The sequence below is a fragment of the Brevundimonas sp. FV2ps16 genome, assembly GCF_058681075.1.
Genome location: NZ_CM178728.1, coordinates 3,090,920 through 3,106,439, shown reverse-complemented (window position 1 = coordinate 3,106,439; position 15,520 = coordinate 3,090,920). Strand labels below are relative to the sequence as shown.

Here is a 15,520-nt window from a genome sequence, read left to right as displayed (position 1 = left end):
GCCGTAGCCCCCTGCACCCCGTTATACGCGGCCCGCAAAACGGAGACTCCCTATGGAGATACGCGAAGGACTGACCTTCGACGATGTTTTGCTCGAACCCGGCCCGTCCGAGTTCATGCCGGCGATGGTCGATGTCTCGACCCAGCTGACACGCGACATCAAACTGAACATCCCGCTGCTGTCGTCCGCGATGGACACAGTGACGGAAAGCCGCCTGGCCATCGCCATGGCCCAGTCCGGCGGCCTGGGCGTGCTTCACCGCAACATGACCATCGAGGAGCAGGCCGACGAGGTCCGCGCCGTCAAACGCTATGAAAGCGGGATGGTGGTCAATCCGGTGACGGTCGGGCCGCAGACGACCCTGGGCGAGGTTCGCGAGATTGTGGCGCGCAAGAAGATCACCGGCTTCCCCGTCGTCGATCCGGCGACCGGGAAGCTGGTCGGCATGCTGACCCACCGGGACATGCGGTTCGAGAACGACCTGAACCTGACAGCCGCTTCACTGATGACCACCGGCGACCTGATCACGGTGCGCGAGGGCGCCGGCCGTGAAGAGGCGCGCGACCTGCTGAAGACCCGCAAGATCGAACGGGTCATCGTGGTGGACGAGGATTATCGGGCCGTGGGCCTGATCACCATGAAGGACATCGAGAAGGCCCAGGCCTTCCCCCATGCGGCCAAGGACGACCAGGGTCGTCTGCTGGTCGGCGCCGCTTCGACCGTCGGGGACGCCGGATACGAGCGGGCCATGGCTCTGGCCGACGCCGGCGTGGACGTGGTGGTGATCGACACCGCCCACGGCCATTCGGCCTCGGTCGCAGCGGTGGTCGAGCGGATCAAACGCGAGAACAACCGGCTGCAGATCATCGCGGGCAATGTCGCCACCTATGACGCGACGCGGGCCCTGATCGACGCGGGCGCGGATGCGGTCAAGGTCGGCATTGGTCCCGGCTCCATCTGCACCACCCGGATCGTCGCGGGCGTGGGCGTGCCGCAGCTGACGGCCGTGATGGACTCGGCGCGGGCCGCCAAGGGCACGGGCGCCTCGGTCATCGCCGACGGCGGGATCAAATACTCGGGCGACCTGGCCAAGGCCATCGCGGCCGGCGCGAACGTGGCCATGATGGGCTCGATGTTCGCCGGCACCGACGAAAGCCCCGGTGAGGTCTTCCTGTACCAGGGCCGGTCCTACAAGTCGTACCGCGGCATGGGTTCGGTCGGCGCCATGGCGCGCGGCTCGGCGGATCGCTACTTCCAGAAGGAGGTCTCGTCCGAGAAGCTGGTGCCCGAGGGCATCGAGGGCCAAACGCCGTACAAGGGGCCGATCTCGCCGGTCCTGCACCAGCTGGTCGGGGGGCTGCGCGCCTCGATGGGCTATGTGGGCGCCGGCACCATCGCCGACTTCCAGGAACGCGCCCGCTTTGTGCGCATCACCGGCGCGGGCCTGCGGGAGAGCCACGTCCACGACGTGATGATCACGCGCGAGGCGCCGAACTACAGACAGGGATAAGGCCATGACGACCGAACTGACCTATCTGGCCCTGACCTTGATCCTGGCCCTGGTGCAGATCTTCCTGCCGGCCGGGGCGCGGACGGTCGAGTTCGGCTCCAAGTGGAATGCGGGTCCGCGCGACGAGACGCCGGCGGCGAAGAAGCCGCTGACCGGTCGTCTCGAGCGGGCCCAGGCCAATCTGTATGAAACCCTGCCGTTGTTCATCGGCGCGGTGCTGATCGCCCATGTGATCGGGGCGTCCAGCGCCCTGACCGTGTGGGGCGCGGCCCTCTATTTCTGGGCGCGCGTCGTCTATGTGCCGCTCTACGCCCTCGGCGTTCCCTATATCCGGTCGCTGGTCTGGCTGGTCTCGCTTGCGGGACTGGTCATGGTCCTGGCCTCCCTGTTCCTTTGATCTCTGAAAGTTAGCATTGACCCCAGCCGCCCGTCTCGCCGCCGCCGCCGCCGTCCTGGACTCCATCGCCCAGGGCAACCAACCGGCGGAAACCGTCCTGAAAGCCTGGGGGACCGCCAACCGCTATGCCGGGTCCAAGGATCGGCGGGCCATCGCCGATCATGTCTACAAGGTGCTGCGCGCGCGCGGCCGCCTGTCGTGGATCATGGGCGGGCGCGAGGACGGCCGGGCTCTGGTGATCGGTTCGCTGCACGCCATCGACGGCCTGTCGGTGGAAGAGATCGAGGCGCTGCACTCGGGCGACGGCTACGGTCCGCGTCCGCTGTCGAAACAGGAACGCAGCCGCATCACCGCCGCGCCGGGTGAACTGCCCGGCTGGGTCGCGGCGGGCCTGCCCGAGTTCGTGGTCGAGGATTTCAAGGCCACCTTCGGCGACCGCTGGGCCGAAGAGGCCCACGCCCTGATGGCGCCGCGCGCGCCTATCGACCTGCGGGTCAATGGCGCGGCGGCGACGGTGGACGAGGTCGAGGCCGAACTGCGGGCCGCCGGTCTGGAGGTCTCGCGCACCCCCTGGTCGACCTGGGGCCTGCGCGTGCCGTCGGAGCCGCCGCCCAATATCCAGGCCCTGGACGGGTTCAAGGCCGGCAAGTTCGAGATCCAGGACGAAGGCAGCCAGGCCGTTTGCTGGCTGGCCGAGGCCGAGCCGGGCACGACGGTGGTGGATTACTGCGCCGGCGGCGGCGGCAAGACCCTGGGCTTGGCCCAGGCCATGACGGGGCAGGGTAAGCTGATCGCCTCCGACGTCGTCAACAAGCGGCTTGAGAACATCCGGCCCCGCCTGCAACGCGCGGCCGTCGAGGCTGAGCTGGTGCTGATCGGCCAGAACGGCGGCGGGCTGGAGGCGGTCAACGGCCAGGCCGATCTGGTCTTCGTCGACGCCCCCTGTTCGGGTTCGGGCACCTGGCGGCGTCGGCCTGAGGACGCCTGGCGTCTGACGGCCGAAGAGGTCGAGAAGTTGCACGCGCTTCAGGTCCGTATCCTGAGCCAGGCGACCAAGCTGGTGAAGCCGGGCGGCCGTTTGGTCTATGTCACCTGTTCGATGCTGGCGCGCGAGAACGAGGCCAGCGCCGACGCCTTCGAAGCCGCCAATCCCGACTTCCGGCCGGTCGCGGTCGCCGACCTCCTGGCGGCGCCGCAACTGACCGAAGCGGCCCGCGCCAGGTTCGCCGAACTGGCGACCGGCGCGCGTCTGCGCCTGTCGCCGGCGACCGCAGACACCGACGGCTTCTTCGCCGCCGTCTATCAACGGGCCGCCTGATGGGGTCTGGGCTGGCGCGGCATGGCGAGGTTTCGGTCCTCTACGTCATGGCTGCGCCCGCCGAATACGGCGACCATCTGCGCGCCCGCATCCAGCCCCTGATGACCGGCGTCGGCCCGGTAGAAGCCGCCGTCGCCTTGACCGCCGCTCTGGCCCGGCTGGAGGCGGCGGGCGACCTGCCGGACCTAATCGTGTCGCTGGGGTCGTGCGGCTCGCGGGTGCTGGAGCACGCTGCCGTCTATCAGGCCTCGTCGGTCGCCTATCGCGACATGGACGCCAGCGCCCTGGGCTTCCCCAAGGGGGTGACCCCGCTGCTGGACCAGCCTGCGGTCCTGTCCCTTCCGTGCCCCATCTCCGGCGTGCCGACCGCGACCCTGTCGACCGGGGCCAATGTCGTCTCCGGCGCCGCCTATGACGCTATAGACGCCGAGATGGTGGATATGGAGACCTGGGCCCTGGTCCGGTCGGCCCAGACCTTCGGCCTGCCCCTGATCGCCCTGCGCGGCGTGTCGGACGGCCGGACAGAACTGAAGGCGCTGGAGGACTGGACCTCCACCCTGCATCATGTGGACGAGAACCTGGCCGCCGCCCTGGACCGTCTGACCGCCGTGCTGGAGGCCAAGGGCCTCGCCGAGCTTGAAATTCCGGCCTCACAAGGCCAAGACCCCGCGCAACCTTCCGCCCCGGATTCGATCACGCCATGACCACGCCGCACGACCACCAGAAGGTCCTCATCGTCGACTTCGGCAGCCAGGTGACGCAGCTGATCGCGCGCCGGCTGCGCGAGGCCAGCGTCTATTGCGAGATCCATCCGTTTCAGAAGGCCGAGGCCGCTCTGGCGGGGATGAACCCGGCGGCGATCATCCTGTCGGGCGGTCCTGAGAGCGTCCACGAAGAGGGCAGCCCCCGCGCGCCCCAGGCCGTGTTTGAGGCCGGAGTGCCGGTGCTGGGCATCTGCTACGGCGAGATGACCCTGTGCGAACAGCTGGGCGGCAAGGTCGAGGGCGGCCATACGCGCGAGTTCGGCCGCGCCGCCATCACGGTTCAGAAGGACTCGCCCCTGCTGGCGGGCCTCGCCCCGGTCGGCGAGGACGAGGAAGTCTGGATGAGCCATGGCGACAAGATCGTCGCCATCCCCGAGGGCTTCGACGTCGTCGCCTCCTCGGAAGGCTCGCCCTATGCGGTGATCGCCGACGAGGCCCGTCGTTTCTACGGCGTCCAGTTCCACCCCGAGGTGATGCACACCCCGCGCGGCCACCAGATGCTGAAGAACTTCACGCACGGCATCGCCGGGCTGAAGGGCGACTGGACCATGGCCGCCTATCGCGATGAGAAGATCGCCCAGATCCGCGAACAGGTCGGCGACGCAAAGGTGATCTGCGGCCTGTCCGGCGGCGTCGACAGTTCTGTCGCAGCCGTGCTGATCCATGAGGCCATCGGCGACCAGCTGACCTGCGTCTTCGTCGACACCGGCCTGCTGCGCAAGGACGAGGCGAAACAGGTCACCACCCTGTTCCGCGAACACTACAATATCCCGCTGATCCATGTGGACGCCTCGCAGGACTTCCTGGGCGAGCTGGCCGGAATCTCGGATCCGGAGACCAAGCGCAAGACCATCGGCCGCCTGTTCATCGAGGTGTTCGACCGCGAGTCCGCCAAGATCGAAGGCGCCGAATTCTTGGCCCAGGGCACCCTCTATCCCGATGTGATCGAGAGCGTCTCCTCGTCCAGCGGCAAGGCCCATGTGATCAAGAGCCACCACAATGTCGGCGGCCTGCCCGACTATATGAAGCTGAAACTGGTCGAACCCTTGCGCGAACTGTTCAAGGACGAGGTCCGCGCCCTGGGCCGTGAACTGGGCCTGACCGACGCCTTCGTGGGCCGCCATCCCTTCCCCGGACCGGGCCTGGCCATCCGCATCCCCGGCGAGATCACGCCCGAGGCCGTCGAGACCCTGCAACAGGCCGACGCCATCTATCTGGACGAGATCCGCAAGGCGGGCCTGTACGATCAGATCTGGCAGGCCTTCGCCGTGCTTCTGCCGGTCAAGACGGTCGGCGTCATGGGCGACGCCCGCACCTACGAAAAAGTCCTGGCCCTCCGCGCCGTCTCCTCGACCGACGGCATGACCGCCGACTTCTACCAATTCCCCTGGGACGTCCTGGCCAAGACCGCGACCCGCATCATCAACGAAGTGCGTGGTGTGAATCGGGTGGTCTATGACGTGACGTCGAAGCCGCCAGGGACGATCGAGTGGGAATAATTCAGGCCTTTCGGGAGCTTTTGAGAACGCTTCCGAAATGGCGGGTAAGTCCCTGACAAAAAAGTGAATTCTGACGAGACCCTTCGAAGCCTTTCGGAGGGTCTCGCTTTCGTGATGACGTCTTTTTTGACGCTCCTGCGGTCGTTGCCTCCGCATCATCGGCTCCATACCGTCACCTGGCTCAGAGAGTCCTGACGGTCTTTTTTTTGAAGCAAGTCTCTGGATTGCTTTAGAAAAATGATCCTGAAAGACCTCGAAAGCGCCTGACGGTCTTTTGGAGTCAAAATGCCATGCTAACCGACGCCGCGATCAAGAATTTACGTCCAAAATCAACATCATACAAAATGACCGACAGGGACGGTCTTTACCTGCTGATTTCGCCGAAAGGCGGGATCGCGTTCAAGTACGACTACCGCTTCAACGGACGGCGGGAATCCGTGACCTTGGGCTCCTATGGGCCATCTGGCCTGTCGCTCGCCAAGGCCCGCGAGAAACTCATCGATGCGAAACGGATGATCGCCGAAGGCGTCTCGCCTGCACTTGAAAAGCAGCGTGCCAAACGTCGCCTGAAGGAGGCGCGGGACTTTGCGCATGTGGCGCAGAAGTGGATGGACACCGCGCCCATGGCGGAGAGCACCCGCAACATGCGGCGGTCGATCTTCAACCGGGAGGTTCTGCCGCAATGGCGCACGCGGCTGCTTAGCGAGATCACGCCCGACGACCTCAGGGCGCATTGCAAGTCGATCGTCGATCGCGGGGCGCCCGCGACCGCCATTCACGTGCGGGACATCGTCAAGCAAATCTACGGCTGGGCCATCTTGCATGGCGAGAAGATCGACAATCCGGCGGACGGCGTCGGCCCGGCGTCAATCGCCACCTTCCGGCCCCGGGATCGTAGTCTTTCGCCCAGCGAAATCCGGATCATGCTCAGCTTGCTGGGCGACGTCGCCACCTTGCCGACCATCCGGCTCGGCCTGAAGTTCATCCTGCTCAGCATGGTGCGCAAGAGCGAGCTGCAGGACGGGACCTGGGACGAGGTGGATTTTGAGAACGCCGTCTGGTCCATTCCCAAGGCGCGCATGAAGCGGTCGCGACCGCACAACGTCTATCTCTCGACCCAGATGGTGGACATCCTGATCGCCCTGAAGACCTGCGCAGGGAACTCAAAATACCTCCTTCCGTCGCGCTACGACGCCGACGCGCCCATGTCCCGGGCCACCTTCAATCGGGTGACCATGGCCATTGCCGAGCGCGCTCGCGAACAGGATCTGCCGCTCGAGCCGTTCACCGTGCACGACCTGCGCCGAACAGCGTCGACCCTCCTGCACGAGATGGGCTTCAACTCGGATTGGATCGAGAAATGCCTCGCCCATGAGGAGCGTTCGTCGCGCGGGGTCTACAACAAGGCGGAGTTCGAGATGCAACGGCGGCACATGGCGCAGCAGTGGTCGGACGCCGTTGAGGCGTGGGAGCAGGGGCGTTCGTTCTCGCCCGTGCTGACCCCGCCGGAGACGGGCGCTCCACGCTTCAGCCCCGCCTTCTCGGCATTGACTTGAAGGTGTCAGAAAATGAACTATATTTCTGACAGGAGTGAACCGATGCAGACCCTCGCCGAACACATCCTCGCGCATGCCGCGACTTTGCCGGAAGGCCAGCCCTTGGCCGCGAAGGGGCTGCTGCACCTGGGCGAGCGCGCCGCCGTGGATCAAGCGCTGTCACGGCTCGTCAAGCGCGGACGCCTCTTGCGGGTAGGGCGGGGGCTCTACGTCCTGCCCGTCCAAGGCCGCTATGGCGAGCGTCCCCCGACCATAGAAGCCCTCGTCGAGCGGCTCTCGGCCCAAGGCGGCGAGACGGTCGTGCGCAGCGGCGCGGCCGCAGCCAATCACCTGGGCCTCACCACCCAGACGCCTATTCGTCCAGTCTATTTGACCAGTGGCCGAACCCGCCGGCTGCAGCTCGGCAAGCAATCGGTTGAACTGCGGCACGCTCCGCCTTGGCAACTCGTCCTGCCCCACAGCGCTGCGGGCGAGGCGGTCCGCGCATTGGCGTGGCTGGGCCCGGAGCAGGCGGGAAGCGCCCTCAAAGCGTTGCGCCGCCGCTTGCCTCGGAGCGTGTTCGAGCAACTGGTCGGGGTGGGCGCACGCCTGCCGACCTGGCTCGCCCGCTCGGTGAGCCTGGCGGCGCATGGCTGACGTCTTTCTCGAGCTCGATGACGCCGACCGCCGCGAGGCGCTCCAGGTCGCCGCGGCGGCGTCGGGACGGCCTGTGCATCTGCTGGAGAAGGATGTCTGGGTCGTCTGGCTTCTCGACGTTCTGTTCCGCGCGCCCTTTGGGGAGCACCTGGTCTTCAAGGGCGGAACGTCGCTCTCGAAAGCCTTCGGCCTGATCGACCGCTTCTCCGAAGACCTCGACCTCACCTACGACATCCGCACCCTCGCGCCGGACCTTGCGGACCCGCACGGCGATGGCCTGCCGACGGCCATAGCCGAGGCAAGGCGGTGGAGCCGGATCGTGCGGGAACGCCTGCCGTCTTGGGTGTCCGATACGGTGTCCCCCTTTGTCGCGGCTGCGGTGGCGGGCGAGGGTTTGCGTGCTGATTTGGTCGAAGACAGCGAGAAGCTGACCGTCGCCTACGGGCCGCTGGCTCAGGGCACGGGCTATGCGCCGCCCTCGGTGCTCCTGGAGTTCGGCGCTCGCGCGACGGGCGAGCCCGCCGAGGCGCGCGACGTGGTCTGCGACGCTGCAGCGGTCTTGCCCGACGTCGTCTTCCCGACCGCGCGGCCCCGCGTGATGAAGGCCGAGCGGACTTTCTGGGAGAAGGCCACGGCCGCTCACGTCTACTGCGAACAGGGCCGGATGAGAGGGGAGCGATTTTCCCGCCACTGGTACGATCTCGTGAGGCTGGACGGTGCCGGAGTGGCTGGTCTCGCGGCAGCCGACCGGGCGTTGGCGGACGCGGTCGCTCGGCACAAATCCCTCTTCTTCCGCGAGACGGCGAACGGCGCGGCGATCGACTATCACCGCGCCATCTGTGGTGGCCTCCGCCTCGTGCCGGAAGCGGCCGTCCAGGCCGCGTTGGCGGACGACTACAGGCGCATGCTCGAGGACGGCCTTCTGGAGCGCGATGCCCCGACGTTCGATGTGCTGATGGCGAGTTGCGCCGAACTGACCGAGCGGATCAATGCTGCAGCCTAGAAAGGGCGTCGTTCAGGTCGGCCGCGCCCCACGGGCCGCGAGCGACGAAGGTGCACAGGCGCGCCCCCCACGTCTCGCAACGGTCACAGACCCTGCGGCCCGCAGGACCGTCGTCCACCCCCGGCGCCAGTCGTTCCAGACCGGTGACGGTCAGGCGCAGTTGCAGGGGCGTCCAGACGCCGTAGGGCGGATAGAAGACCTGCAGGGCGAGGGCATGGACCATGGTCGCGAGCGCCGCCTCGGCATCGGCCTGCACGGCGTCGCGCAGCCCCATGGTCTTGTGAGCCGTCAGATCGATGACCAATCGATCCGACAGGGCGGCTCCCGCTTCCTCCGGTTCAGGCGCTTCTTCGATCAAGCGCTTTACCACAATGGCCGCAGCTCGAAGCCGATCTTCCACTACGCGTCCGTCGAGACCCTGGGGCGTTTTTGACAGCGCGCCACGCCCTTCGCCGGCCGCCTGACGATCCCGCTCGCGCGGCCGGTATCCGCCCACGGCCAGGGCGGCGATCAGGACGGCGGCGTTGACGATCTTCTGCCCCTTGAAGCGCAGCGGATTCTTCAGCACCTCATCCAGCTTGGCCCAGGCGATCAGGGACCCCGAGAGCGACACTGCCCCGATCAGGGCCCCCAACAGGGTGGCGACCATCCAGGTCACGCCTTGCGTCGATCCGCGGAACAGTTCGACCGCTGCGATGGCGCCGGCCGTCCCGCCGCCCATGCCGTTGAACAGGGCGACCAGCTGCGGCATCGACGTCAGCTTCGCCCTTCGCCCGACCCACCAGGCGCCGTCGCCGCCCAGAACGAGCGCCGCGAGCGCCAGCCCGATATTGACCGCAAGATGCGGACGCGCCGCCGCATCGACGCTGAAGACATAGAGGAAGCTGACCAGTATGGCGGCGACCATGCCGAGGCCGGCGACGAAGATGCCTGACCGGGCCGTGACCGGCGAGGACATGCGCTTCAGCCCGAACAGGAACAGGAAGGCGGCGATGAGATCGACAGCGCCGATCAGAAAGGCGGGCACAAGGGTGAGCATCATCGGTCCTCAGACGGACTTGGCCGGGTGAGCCCGGGGCGAAGGATGTTTGGCGGCGACGTGACTCTTTGCGGCGTGATGACCGCGCCGGACGGCCGCGGGCGGCGTGCTGGGCTGGAACATGGCCAGCATCCGATCGGTCACAGCATAGCCCCCGGCCGCATTGCCCGCGCCGAGCAGAACGGCGAAGAAGCCGATGATCTGTTCGGTCAGGGTGGCGGCATTGATCAGGGCGTAGACGCCGCCCACCACCACGATCCCGTGGATGAAGTTGGAGCCTGACATCAGCGGCGTGTGCAGGATCGCCGGGACGCGCCCGATGATGATCCAGCCCGCGAAACCGGCCAGCATGAAGATGTAGAGGGCGACAAGGCCGGTGATGATCATGACTGGGGCGCCGGTGCGGGGGTGGCGGCCTTCGCCGCGGGGGCTGGCGTGGGGGGCGCGGGCGTATCCCTGCGCTCGCCGTCATGGGTCAGGACCGCCCCGGCGAGGATGGCGTCATCCCAGTCCAGGGTGACGACATTGTCCTTCAGCATCAGGGCCAGAAGATTGAACAGGTTCTTCGAATAGAGGGCGCTGGCGTCCTCGTTGAGCATCGACGTCACGTTCAGCGGCGCGACGATCGTGACCGCCCCGATCCGGATCGTCTCGCCCGGAACGGTGTCCTCGCAGTTGCCGCCGCCCTCGGCCGACAGATCGACGATCACCGCCCCCGCCTTCATCCCGGCCACCTGGGCCTTGCTGATCGTTTTGGGCGAGGGTCGACCGGGAATGGCGGCGGTGGTGATGACCATGTCCGCCTGTTGGATATGCTGGGTCAGGGCTTCGGCGACCTTGGCCTGTTCCTCCGGCGTCAGGGCGCGCGCATACATGCCGCGGCGGCAGTAGTCGCATTTGCCGCACGACGAGATGCACGAGATCAGGACCCGGTCGCCGGCCTTGAAGGTTGTCACTCCGACGCCGACGGTTTCGATGACGCCGACGCCCTCATGGCCCAGAATTCGGCCGGGCGCGCAGGTCGCCACGTCGCCCTTCAGAATGTGAAGGTCCGTGCCGCAGATGGTCGTCTTGACGATCCTGACGATGGCGTCGCCGGACGCCTGGAGTTCCGGCTTGGGCCGGTCTTCCAGCGCCTTCTTGCCGGGACCGTTGTAAACGAAGGCCTTCATGGGGTGGGCGCCTCCAGCGCGGGATAGAAACGGGCTGCGAAACGCCGCAGCCGATGTCGCCACTCTCCGCCCTCCCGAGGCCGTCGATGTTGATCGACATCAAAATGCGCCCGGGGATCGAAACCTTTTCAGTAGGGACGGAGGCCCGGCTCGAGAGTCCTGGAAATTGATTGGGATCAAGGTCGAACGCTTGCGCCGATGGTCTGCGAATTCGTCGCTTGGCGTGCGGCCCGTGACCATCGACTTGATCGTCCTGGCCATGGGGGGCGAAAACACCATCTTCGCCGAAGACGGCGAGGTCCACATGGCCCTGACCTATATGACCGGCGCCCTCGTCAAGCTCGGCAAACGGCTGACGGCCGCCGTCTTTGGCGGTCCGAAACCGGGCTGGACGCCGTTGTTCATGCTATGGGCGGGCCTTCTGGCTGGCGCCGTCTTGGGGGGCAGGGTTTGGCGAGATCGGAACCAGGGCGCAGTAGACCGCGGTCCTGGTCAGGACGTTGCCCGGTGTGGCGGCGATCGCGATCGGGCCGGATTGGCGTCCGACCCTGCCACGTGCGGCGGCTGAGGATTGGGTCGGACAAGAGGCGAATACCGAAGATGAGCGACGACACCCCGATGACGCCGGCGCAGCATTACGGCGATGGCGTCGAACGGCGCGCCGATCTTGTCGTCCATCTGGCAGGCCTGGCCCTGGCGCTGGTCGGCGGGGGCATGTTGATCGGGCTGGCCATCAGTATCGGCCAGGCCGGACGTCTGACCGCCGCAGCCGTCTATGCGTGTGGGCTGGTGACCATGCTGGCCCTGTCCACGGCCTATAATTTTTCGCCTGCCCGATATCAGCCGCTGCTGCGCCGGTTCGATCACGCGGGCATCTTCCTGATGATCGCCGGGTCCTACACGCCCTTCACGACCCAGCATCTGAGCGGGGGCTGGGCCTGGGGCATGACCCTGGCGGTCTGGACGATCGCCGGCTTCGGCATCCTGGCCAAGCTTTTGCTGCCGGGCCTGGGGCGCGCCTTCTGGATCGGCGTCTATCTATTGCTGGGTTGGTTGATGGTCATCGCGATCCAACCCCTGATGCAGAGCCTGGGGCTGGCCCCGCTGATCCTGCTCGCGGTCGGCGGCCTGCTCTATACGGTCGGGGTCGGATTTTACGCCAACAAGGCCCTGAGGTTCCGGCGGGCGATCTGGCATGGCCATGTCGTCGCGGCGGCCTGTGTGCACTGGGTCGCTGTCTTGCTGGCGGTGCTCAGTCACGGCGCGCGCGCTTAGCGCGTCGCCCGGTTCAGACTGCGATGACCTCCGGCAAGGGCGTCGCGCCCGCGACCTTGTTGGCGTCGACGTGGACGATCGTGACGCCCGTGCCTGGCCGCAGGTCGGCGATGGTGATCGTCGCCTCAAGCTGGGCGGCCAGCGCCTGGACGATGCTGGTTCCCAGTCCGGGCTTAGGGGGTTGCCCGGCGCTTCGCATCCCGATGCCGTCATCGATGACTGAAAGCGTCCACCCCTCGGGCGAGGCGCGATAGTCGACCGTGATCAGACCCTTTCGATCATCGGGGAAGGCGTGTTTCAGCGCATTGATGACCAGTTCGGTGACGATCAGGCCGAGGCTGACGGAAATCTCAGCCGTGGACTCGCTCTCGTCGCCCGTGACCACCAGCCGCAGTTGGTCGTGGTCCGCGATCATAGAGGCGCCGAGGCTCTGGCACAGCTGGGCGAGATAGGGACGGATGGTCACCTTGTTCAGGTTGGATTCCTCCAATTGGCGCTGCACCGCCGCGACCGACATGACGCGCTGATGGGCGTCGCGGAGATGTCCACGCGATTCCTCGGACTGCACCTTGCGGGCGTTCTGCAGAAGGACGCTGGCGATGATCTGAAGACTGTTGGCCACCCTGTGCTGCATCTCGCGCAGCAGGACGTCCTTCTCGCCGATCAACTTGTCCTTGAGCGCTTCGGTCGCGCGCCTCTGGGTGACGTCGCTGATCGTGAGCAGTAGCCGTTCGTCCATGTCCTGGGCATGGGTTAGCCGAGACGCCGACAGGAGCAGGCTCAAAGCCGGGCGGCCCGGCCGTTCGAGCGTCAGTTCGTAAGCCGGAATTTCGGCGTTGCTGGAGGCGGCGGCCGTCAGCAGCGAGCGCAGACGCGGAAGATTCCATTCGCCCTTGCCCAGATCGAAGATCGACCGGCCCGTCACGCCAATGGGGTCGAGATCAAAGGCGAGCGAGAAGGCCGCGCTCGCCGCCAGGATATGCAGGTCGCGGTCGAGCAGCAGAAGCGGCGTATCCGTCGCGTTCACCACGGCCAGGGCCAGGGTGGCGGCGATATCCGTTGTGGGGGGAGCCATAGAACGTGTTTCCTGACGCCGGGGCGGCTCGCGAAGCGAAAGCCTAGCCGTGGGTCATGGCGTTCGAACGGTCGGAAGGCTCCGATCATTCGAACGCCCGTTATGCCTAGAAAGATTGCAAAGGCGGCGGCGAATAAGGCGACTGCGGCCTGACGGCGGGCTTGAAGTCTCGTATCAGGCGGCGACTGTGATGCGGTCCTCGACGGACGTGACCCCAGCGGCGGACCAGGCCGCGCGCTCGACGATGCGGCGATCGGCCCAGGCGTTGACCTGACCTTCGAGATGGACCGTGCCGCCGTCGATCGTCAGATGGATCGCCCCGGCGTCGATATTGGACTGGCGATCGAGGGCGTCGCCGATCCGCTTGTGGATGTCGGCGGCCTGGACACGTGTCTTCAGCGTGATGTGATTGTTCAGGGCCACGACGCCGTACAGATTTCGGACGGCGCGCTCGGCCGCATCGCGCTGAAAATGCCAGTCCAGTTCGCCCGAGAGGCTGACCAGACCGTTCTCGACGCGGACCTGGACCCGGTCATCGGGAACCATCACGTCCCACTCCAGCGACAGCAGCGCCCGTTCGGCGATTTCGTCGTCGGCCAGGCCGGTGTCGCCGAAGGGCCTGACGGTTACGCCTTCGGCCAGGCCGTGCACGCCGCGGATGTTCAACGCCGCGCGCTCGATCGCTGTCTTTTCGGCGTAGGAGCCGACCACGCCGCTGAGGGTGACGACCGCCTTGTTCACCGCGACCCCGACACGTGTGGCGTCGACGCTCGGGTTCCATTCCAACTCGGTTTCGACGCGCGACTTGAGGGCTTGGTCTTTCATGGGGACATTCCTTTTCGGCGTGGCGAAGCGCCGGTCGCCGTGGCCTTCAAAGGCGCAGATCGAAACGGCCGGACCTTGATCCAGATCACAATCCGCAGAGACGGAACCGGGCAGGGAATGCGCGCAACCAAAGGAACGCCCCATGTCTAAATCCGCTGCCTCCCGTCTCAATGACGACATCCAGTCCCTCAGCGCCGAGGTTTCGCAACATCTCCGAGACGCCGCCGACAAGACCGGCGACGACGCCAAGGCCGCACTGGAGCGGTCGGCCGCCGCACTGACCAAGGCGGCCCATCGGCTGAGCGAGGATGTTCGTCATACATCTCGCAACATGGGCGCCCAGGCCGTCGCAGAAGTTCGGGATCGCCCCGTTGCGACAACAGCTTTGGTCGCCATCGCTGCGACGCTCATCGGACTGCTGGCGATCCGCTAGAGTCCAACTCTGAGGCTCAGGCCCGGTGCGCGTCTTGCGCCGGGCCAGAGGATTTGCGTCAGATGAGCGCGGTGACGGGAAGGGTCGGGGTCGCGTCTACCGCCGCCGCACCGAGCGAAAAGGTCTCTGCATGGCTTCGGCCGTCGGTGATCGAGACCGGCGACATGATTTGCGGCGTGAGATGGATCACCGCGACGGAATCCGAACCGGGACCATAGATATGAAAGTCTGGGTAGCGTTCCCAGGCCAGGGTGTTGATCCGTGCGATGGTCGCCGGATCCGTGACTTCGATCGCCAGGCCGGCCATGGAGACCCCCACGGCGTCGCCGTGCCCCGCTTCCCTGCGGATGGCCACTGAAACCCTCGGATCGGCCTGAAGGTTCGCCAGCTTCTGGCTGTCTCGAGCGACGACGAAATACAAATCCAGGCCCTCGTTGATATAGCCCACCGTGGTCACCTGCGGCCATCCGTCCGGGCGGTTCACCCCCAGCGCCATCAATCGACCGGCGGACAAGAGATCGACGATCGCCGTGACGGCGCCGCCGTGAATGGGGGGGATCTTTGCCGCTGTCATGAATGGCTTCCAGGAGTCCGAGCGCGGGGTGTCGCCTCCAGCGTCTTGAGATAGGCGATCAGATCGACAATCTGGTCCGGCTCGAAGATGAACTCCGGCATGGCGGGGTGGGCGGTGTCGATGCCTTCGGCCAAAGCCTCGGCCAGGTCCTCGACCGGATAGCTGCGCTGCAGATCCCTGAAGGGCGGCGCGACCGCAAGCGGGCTCTCATCGGTCTGGCCGACCGAGTGACACCCGGCGCACCGCGTCTTGACAAGGGCCTGACCGCGCTCCGGCGACCCCGCCCAGCGGCCGCTAGGCGTCTTTGCAGGCTCTGCGTCGGCTTTGGCCAGGTCTAGAGGCGGCGCTACGGCGGCGGGTCCCGACGCGCAGGCGGCCAGCACAACGAGCGTCGCAAGAGCGATAGATCGCATGGGCGCATTCCTTGTTTGAGGCGCGACTATG

The 15,520-nt window shown here is 66.4% G+C and carries 18 protein-coding genes; 11 read left to right on the top strand and 7 right to left on the bottom strand.

Translation table 11 applies throughout. The annotated features are described in order from the left end of the window. The first annotated feature begins 52 nt into the window (after window positions 1-52). From guaB to ACW170_RS15025, 8 genes are all read left to right on the top strand, one after another. Window positions 53-1,510 (top strand): IMP dehydrogenase, encoded by a 1,458-nt coding sequence (gene guaB / locus ACW170_RS15060; protein WP_492087439.1) that lies wholly within the window; start codon window positions 53-55, stop codon window positions 1,508-1,510. Window positions 1,511-1,514: 4 nt separating this feature from the next. After that, the gene (locus ACW170_RS15055) at window positions 1,515-1,907 is read left to right on the top strand and encodes an MAPEG family protein (RefSeq protein WP_492087438.1); all 393 of its coding nucleotides are present in this window, start codon (window positions 1,515-1,517) and stop codon (window positions 1,905-1,907) included. Window positions 1,908-1,923: 16 nt separating this feature from the next. Next, window positions 1,924-3,225, top strand: a complete 1,302-nt coding sequence (locus ACW170_RS15050; protein WP_492087437.1) for an RsmB/NOP family class I SAM-dependent RNA methyltransferase — start codon at window positions 1,924-1,926, stop codon at window positions 3,223-3,225. Continuing rightward, window positions 3,225-3,929, top strand: coding sequence for a 5'-methylthioadenosine/S-adenosylhomocysteine nucleosidase (locus ACW170_RS15045; RefSeq protein WP_492087436.1), 705 nt, complete (start codon window positions 3,225-3,227; stop codon window positions 3,927-3,929). The genes ACW170_RS15050 and ACW170_RS15045 overlap by 1 nt, the downstream gene beginning before the upstream one ends. Further along, the gene (gene guaA, locus ACW170_RS15040) at window positions 3,926-5,488 is read left to right on the top strand and encodes a glutamine-hydrolyzing GMP synthase (RefSeq protein ID WP_492087435.1); all 1,563 of its coding nucleotides are present in this window, start codon (window positions 3,926-3,928) and stop codon (window positions 5,486-5,488) included. Before ACW170_RS15045 ends, guaA begins: the two co-directional genes overlap by 4 nt. Window positions 5,489-5,778: 290 nt before the next feature. After that, window positions 5,779-7,044, top strand: a complete 1,266-nt coding sequence (locus ACW170_RS15035; RefSeq protein ID WP_492087434.1) for a tyrosine-type recombinase/integrase — start codon at window positions 5,779-5,781, stop codon at window positions 7,042-7,044. Window positions 7,045-7,086: 42 nt separating this feature from the next. Then, window positions 7,087-7,680 carry a DUF6088 family protein gene (locus tag ACW170_RS15030; protein WP_492087433.1) on the top strand — a complete coding sequence of 198 codons (594 nt, stop codon included), beginning with the start codon at window positions 7,087-7,089 and terminating at the stop codon, window positions 7,678-7,680. Continuing rightward, window positions 7,673-8,683: a nucleotidyl transferase AbiEii/AbiGii toxin family protein gene (locus tag ACW170_RS15025; protein ID WP_492087432.1), complete on the top strand. Its 1,011-nt coding sequence runs from the start codon at window positions 7,673-7,675 to the stop codon at window positions 8,681-8,683. Before ACW170_RS15030 ends, ACW170_RS15025 begins: the two co-directional genes overlap by 8 nt. Here ACW170_RS15025 and ACW170_RS15020 read toward each other — a convergent pair. From ACW170_RS15020 to ACW170_RS15010, 3 genes are read right to left on the bottom strand one after another with little or no spacing between them, the layout of a single operon-like run. Next, window positions 8,667-9,725: an NAD(P)(+) transhydrogenase (Re/Si-specific) subunit beta gene (locus ACW170_RS15020; protein WP_492087431.1), complete on the bottom strand. Its 1,059-nt coding sequence runs from the start codon at window positions 9,723-9,725 to the stop codon at window positions 8,667-8,669. The genes ACW170_RS15025 and ACW170_RS15020 overlap by 17 nt on opposite strands. A 6-nt stretch (window positions 9,726-9,731) precedes the next feature. After that, window positions 9,732-10,109 (bottom strand): NAD(P) transhydrogenase subunit alpha part 2, encoded by a 378-nt coding sequence (locus tag ACW170_RS15015; protein ID WP_492087430.1) that lies wholly within the window; start codon window positions 10,107-10,109, stop codon window positions 9,732-9,734. Further along, window positions 10,106-10,894 carry an alcohol dehydrogenase catalytic domain-containing protein gene (locus ACW170_RS15010; protein WP_492087429.1) on the bottom strand — a complete coding sequence of 263 codons (789 nt, stop codon included), beginning with the start codon at window positions 10,892-10,894 and terminating at the stop codon, window positions 10,106-10,108. The genes ACW170_RS15015 and ACW170_RS15010 overlap by 4 nt, the downstream gene beginning before the upstream one ends. Before the next feature lie 232 nt (window positions 10,895-11,126). Here ACW170_RS15010 and ACW170_RS15005 point away from each other — a divergent pair, with 232 nt between their 5' ends. Both ACW170_RS15005 and trhA read left to right on the top strand, forming a co-directional pair. Beyond that, complete coding sequence (locus ACW170_RS15005) at window positions 11,127-11,462, top strand: DUF1275 family protein (protein WP_492087428.1); 336 nt, start codon at window positions 11,127-11,129, stop codon at window positions 11,460-11,462. A gap of 32 nt (window positions 11,463-11,494) precedes the next feature. Continuing rightward, entirely contained in the window at window positions 11,495-12,169 is a 675-nt protein-coding gene (gene trhA, locus ACW170_RS15000) for a PAQR family membrane homeostasis protein TrhA (RefSeq protein WP_492087427.1), read from the top strand. 13 nt (window positions 12,170-12,182) lie between these two features. Here the strand turns inward: trhA and ACW170_RS14995 are convergent, their stop codons facing one another. Both ACW170_RS14995 and ACW170_RS14990 read right to left on the bottom strand, forming a co-directional pair. After that, window positions 12,183-13,244, bottom strand: a complete 1,062-nt coding sequence (locus ACW170_RS14995) for a sensor histidine kinase (protein WP_492087426.1) — start codon at window positions 13,242-13,244, stop codon at window positions 12,183-12,185. Window positions 13,245-13,418: 174 nt separating this feature from the next. After that, complete coding sequence (locus tag ACW170_RS14990; protein WP_492087424.1) at window positions 13,419-14,069, bottom strand: BON domain-containing protein; 651 nt, start codon at window positions 14,067-14,069, stop codon at window positions 13,419-13,421. Between the two features lie 142 nt (window positions 14,070-14,211). Here ACW170_RS14990 and ACW170_RS14985 point away from each other — a divergent pair, with 142 nt between their 5' ends. After that, complete coding sequence (locus tag ACW170_RS14985; protein WP_492087423.1) at window positions 14,212-14,502, top strand: hypothetical protein; 291 nt, start codon at window positions 14,212-14,214, stop codon at window positions 14,500-14,502. Window positions 14,503-14,560: 58 nt separating this feature from the next. Here the strand turns inward: ACW170_RS14985 and ACW170_RS14980 are convergent, their stop codons facing one another. Both ACW170_RS14980 and ACW170_RS14975 read right to left on the bottom strand, forming a co-directional pair. Next, window positions 14,561-15,076: a pyridoxamine 5'-phosphate oxidase family protein gene (locus ACW170_RS14980; protein ID WP_492087422.1), complete on the bottom strand. Its 516-nt coding sequence runs from the start codon at window positions 15,074-15,076 to the stop codon at window positions 14,561-14,563. After that, entirely contained in the window at window positions 15,073-15,489 is a 417-nt protein-coding gene (locus ACW170_RS14975; RefSeq protein ID WP_492087421.1) for a c-type cytochrome, read from the bottom strand. Before ACW170_RS14975 ends, ACW170_RS14980 begins: the two co-directional genes overlap by 4 nt. Window positions 15,490-15,520 lie beyond the last annotated feature (31 nt).

Bases quoted from the DNA above. Each gene is read 5' to 3' on its own strand.
- ACW170_RS14995 (WP_492087426.1), bottom strand. From the start codon at position 13,244: ATGGCTCCCCCCACAACGGATATCGCCGCCACCCTGGCCCTGGCCGTG.
- guaA (WP_492087435.1), top strand. From the start codon at position 3,926: ATGACCACGCCGCACGACCACCAGAAGGTCCTCATCGTCGACTTCGGC.
- ACW170_RS14980 (WP_492087422.1), bottom strand. From the start codon at position 15,076: ATGACAGCGGCAAAGATCCCCCCCATTCACGGCGGCGCCGTCACGGCG.
- ACW170_RS15030 (WP_492087433.1), top strand. From the start codon at position 7,087: ATGCAGACCCTCGCCGAACACATCCTCGCGCATGCCGCGACTTTGCCG.
- ACW170_RS14975 (WP_492087421.1), bottom strand. From the start codon at position 15,489: ATGCGATCTATCGCTCTTGCGACGCTCGTTGTGCTGGCCGCCTGCGCG.
- ACW170_RS15010 (WP_492087429.1), bottom strand. From the start codon at position 10,894: ATGAAGGCCTTCGTTTACAACGGTCCCGGCAAGAAGGCGCTGGAAGAC.
- ACW170_RS15035 (WP_492087434.1), top strand. From the start codon at position 5,779: ATGCTAACCGACGCCGCGATCAAGAATTTACGTCCAAAATCAACATCA.
- ACW170_RS14985 (WP_492087423.1), top strand. From the start codon at position 14,212: ATGTCTAAATCCGCTGCCTCCCGTCTCAATGACGACATCCAGTCCCTC.
- trhA (WP_492087427.1), top strand. From the start codon at position 11,495: ATGAGCGACGACACCCCGATGACGCCGGCGCAGCATTACGGCGATGGC.
- ACW170_RS15015 (WP_492087430.1), bottom strand. From the start codon at position 10,109: ATGATCATCACCGGCCTTGTCGCCCTCTACATCTTCATGCTGGCCGGT.
- ACW170_RS14990 (WP_492087424.1), bottom strand. From the start codon at position 14,069: ATGAAAGACCAAGCCCTCAAGTCGCGCGTCGAAACCGAGTTGGAATGG.
- ACW170_RS15045 (WP_492087436.1), top strand. From the start codon at position 3,225: ATGGGGTCTGGGCTGGCGCGGCATGGCGAGGTTTCGGTCCTCTACGTC.
- ACW170_RS15055 (WP_492087438.1), top strand. From the start codon at position 1,515: ATGACGACCGAACTGACCTATCTGGCCCTGACCTTGATCCTGGCCCTG.
- ACW170_RS15020 (WP_492087431.1), bottom strand. From the start codon at position 9,725: ATGATGCTCACCCTTGTGCCCGCCTTTCTGATCGGCGCTGTCGATCTC.
- ACW170_RS15025 (WP_492087432.1), top strand. From the start codon at position 7,673: ATGGCTGACGTCTTTCTCGAGCTCGATGACGCCGACCGCCGCGAGGCG.
- guaB (WP_492087439.1), top strand. From the start codon at position 53: ATGGAGATACGCGAAGGACTGACCTTCGACGATGTTTTGCTCGAACCC.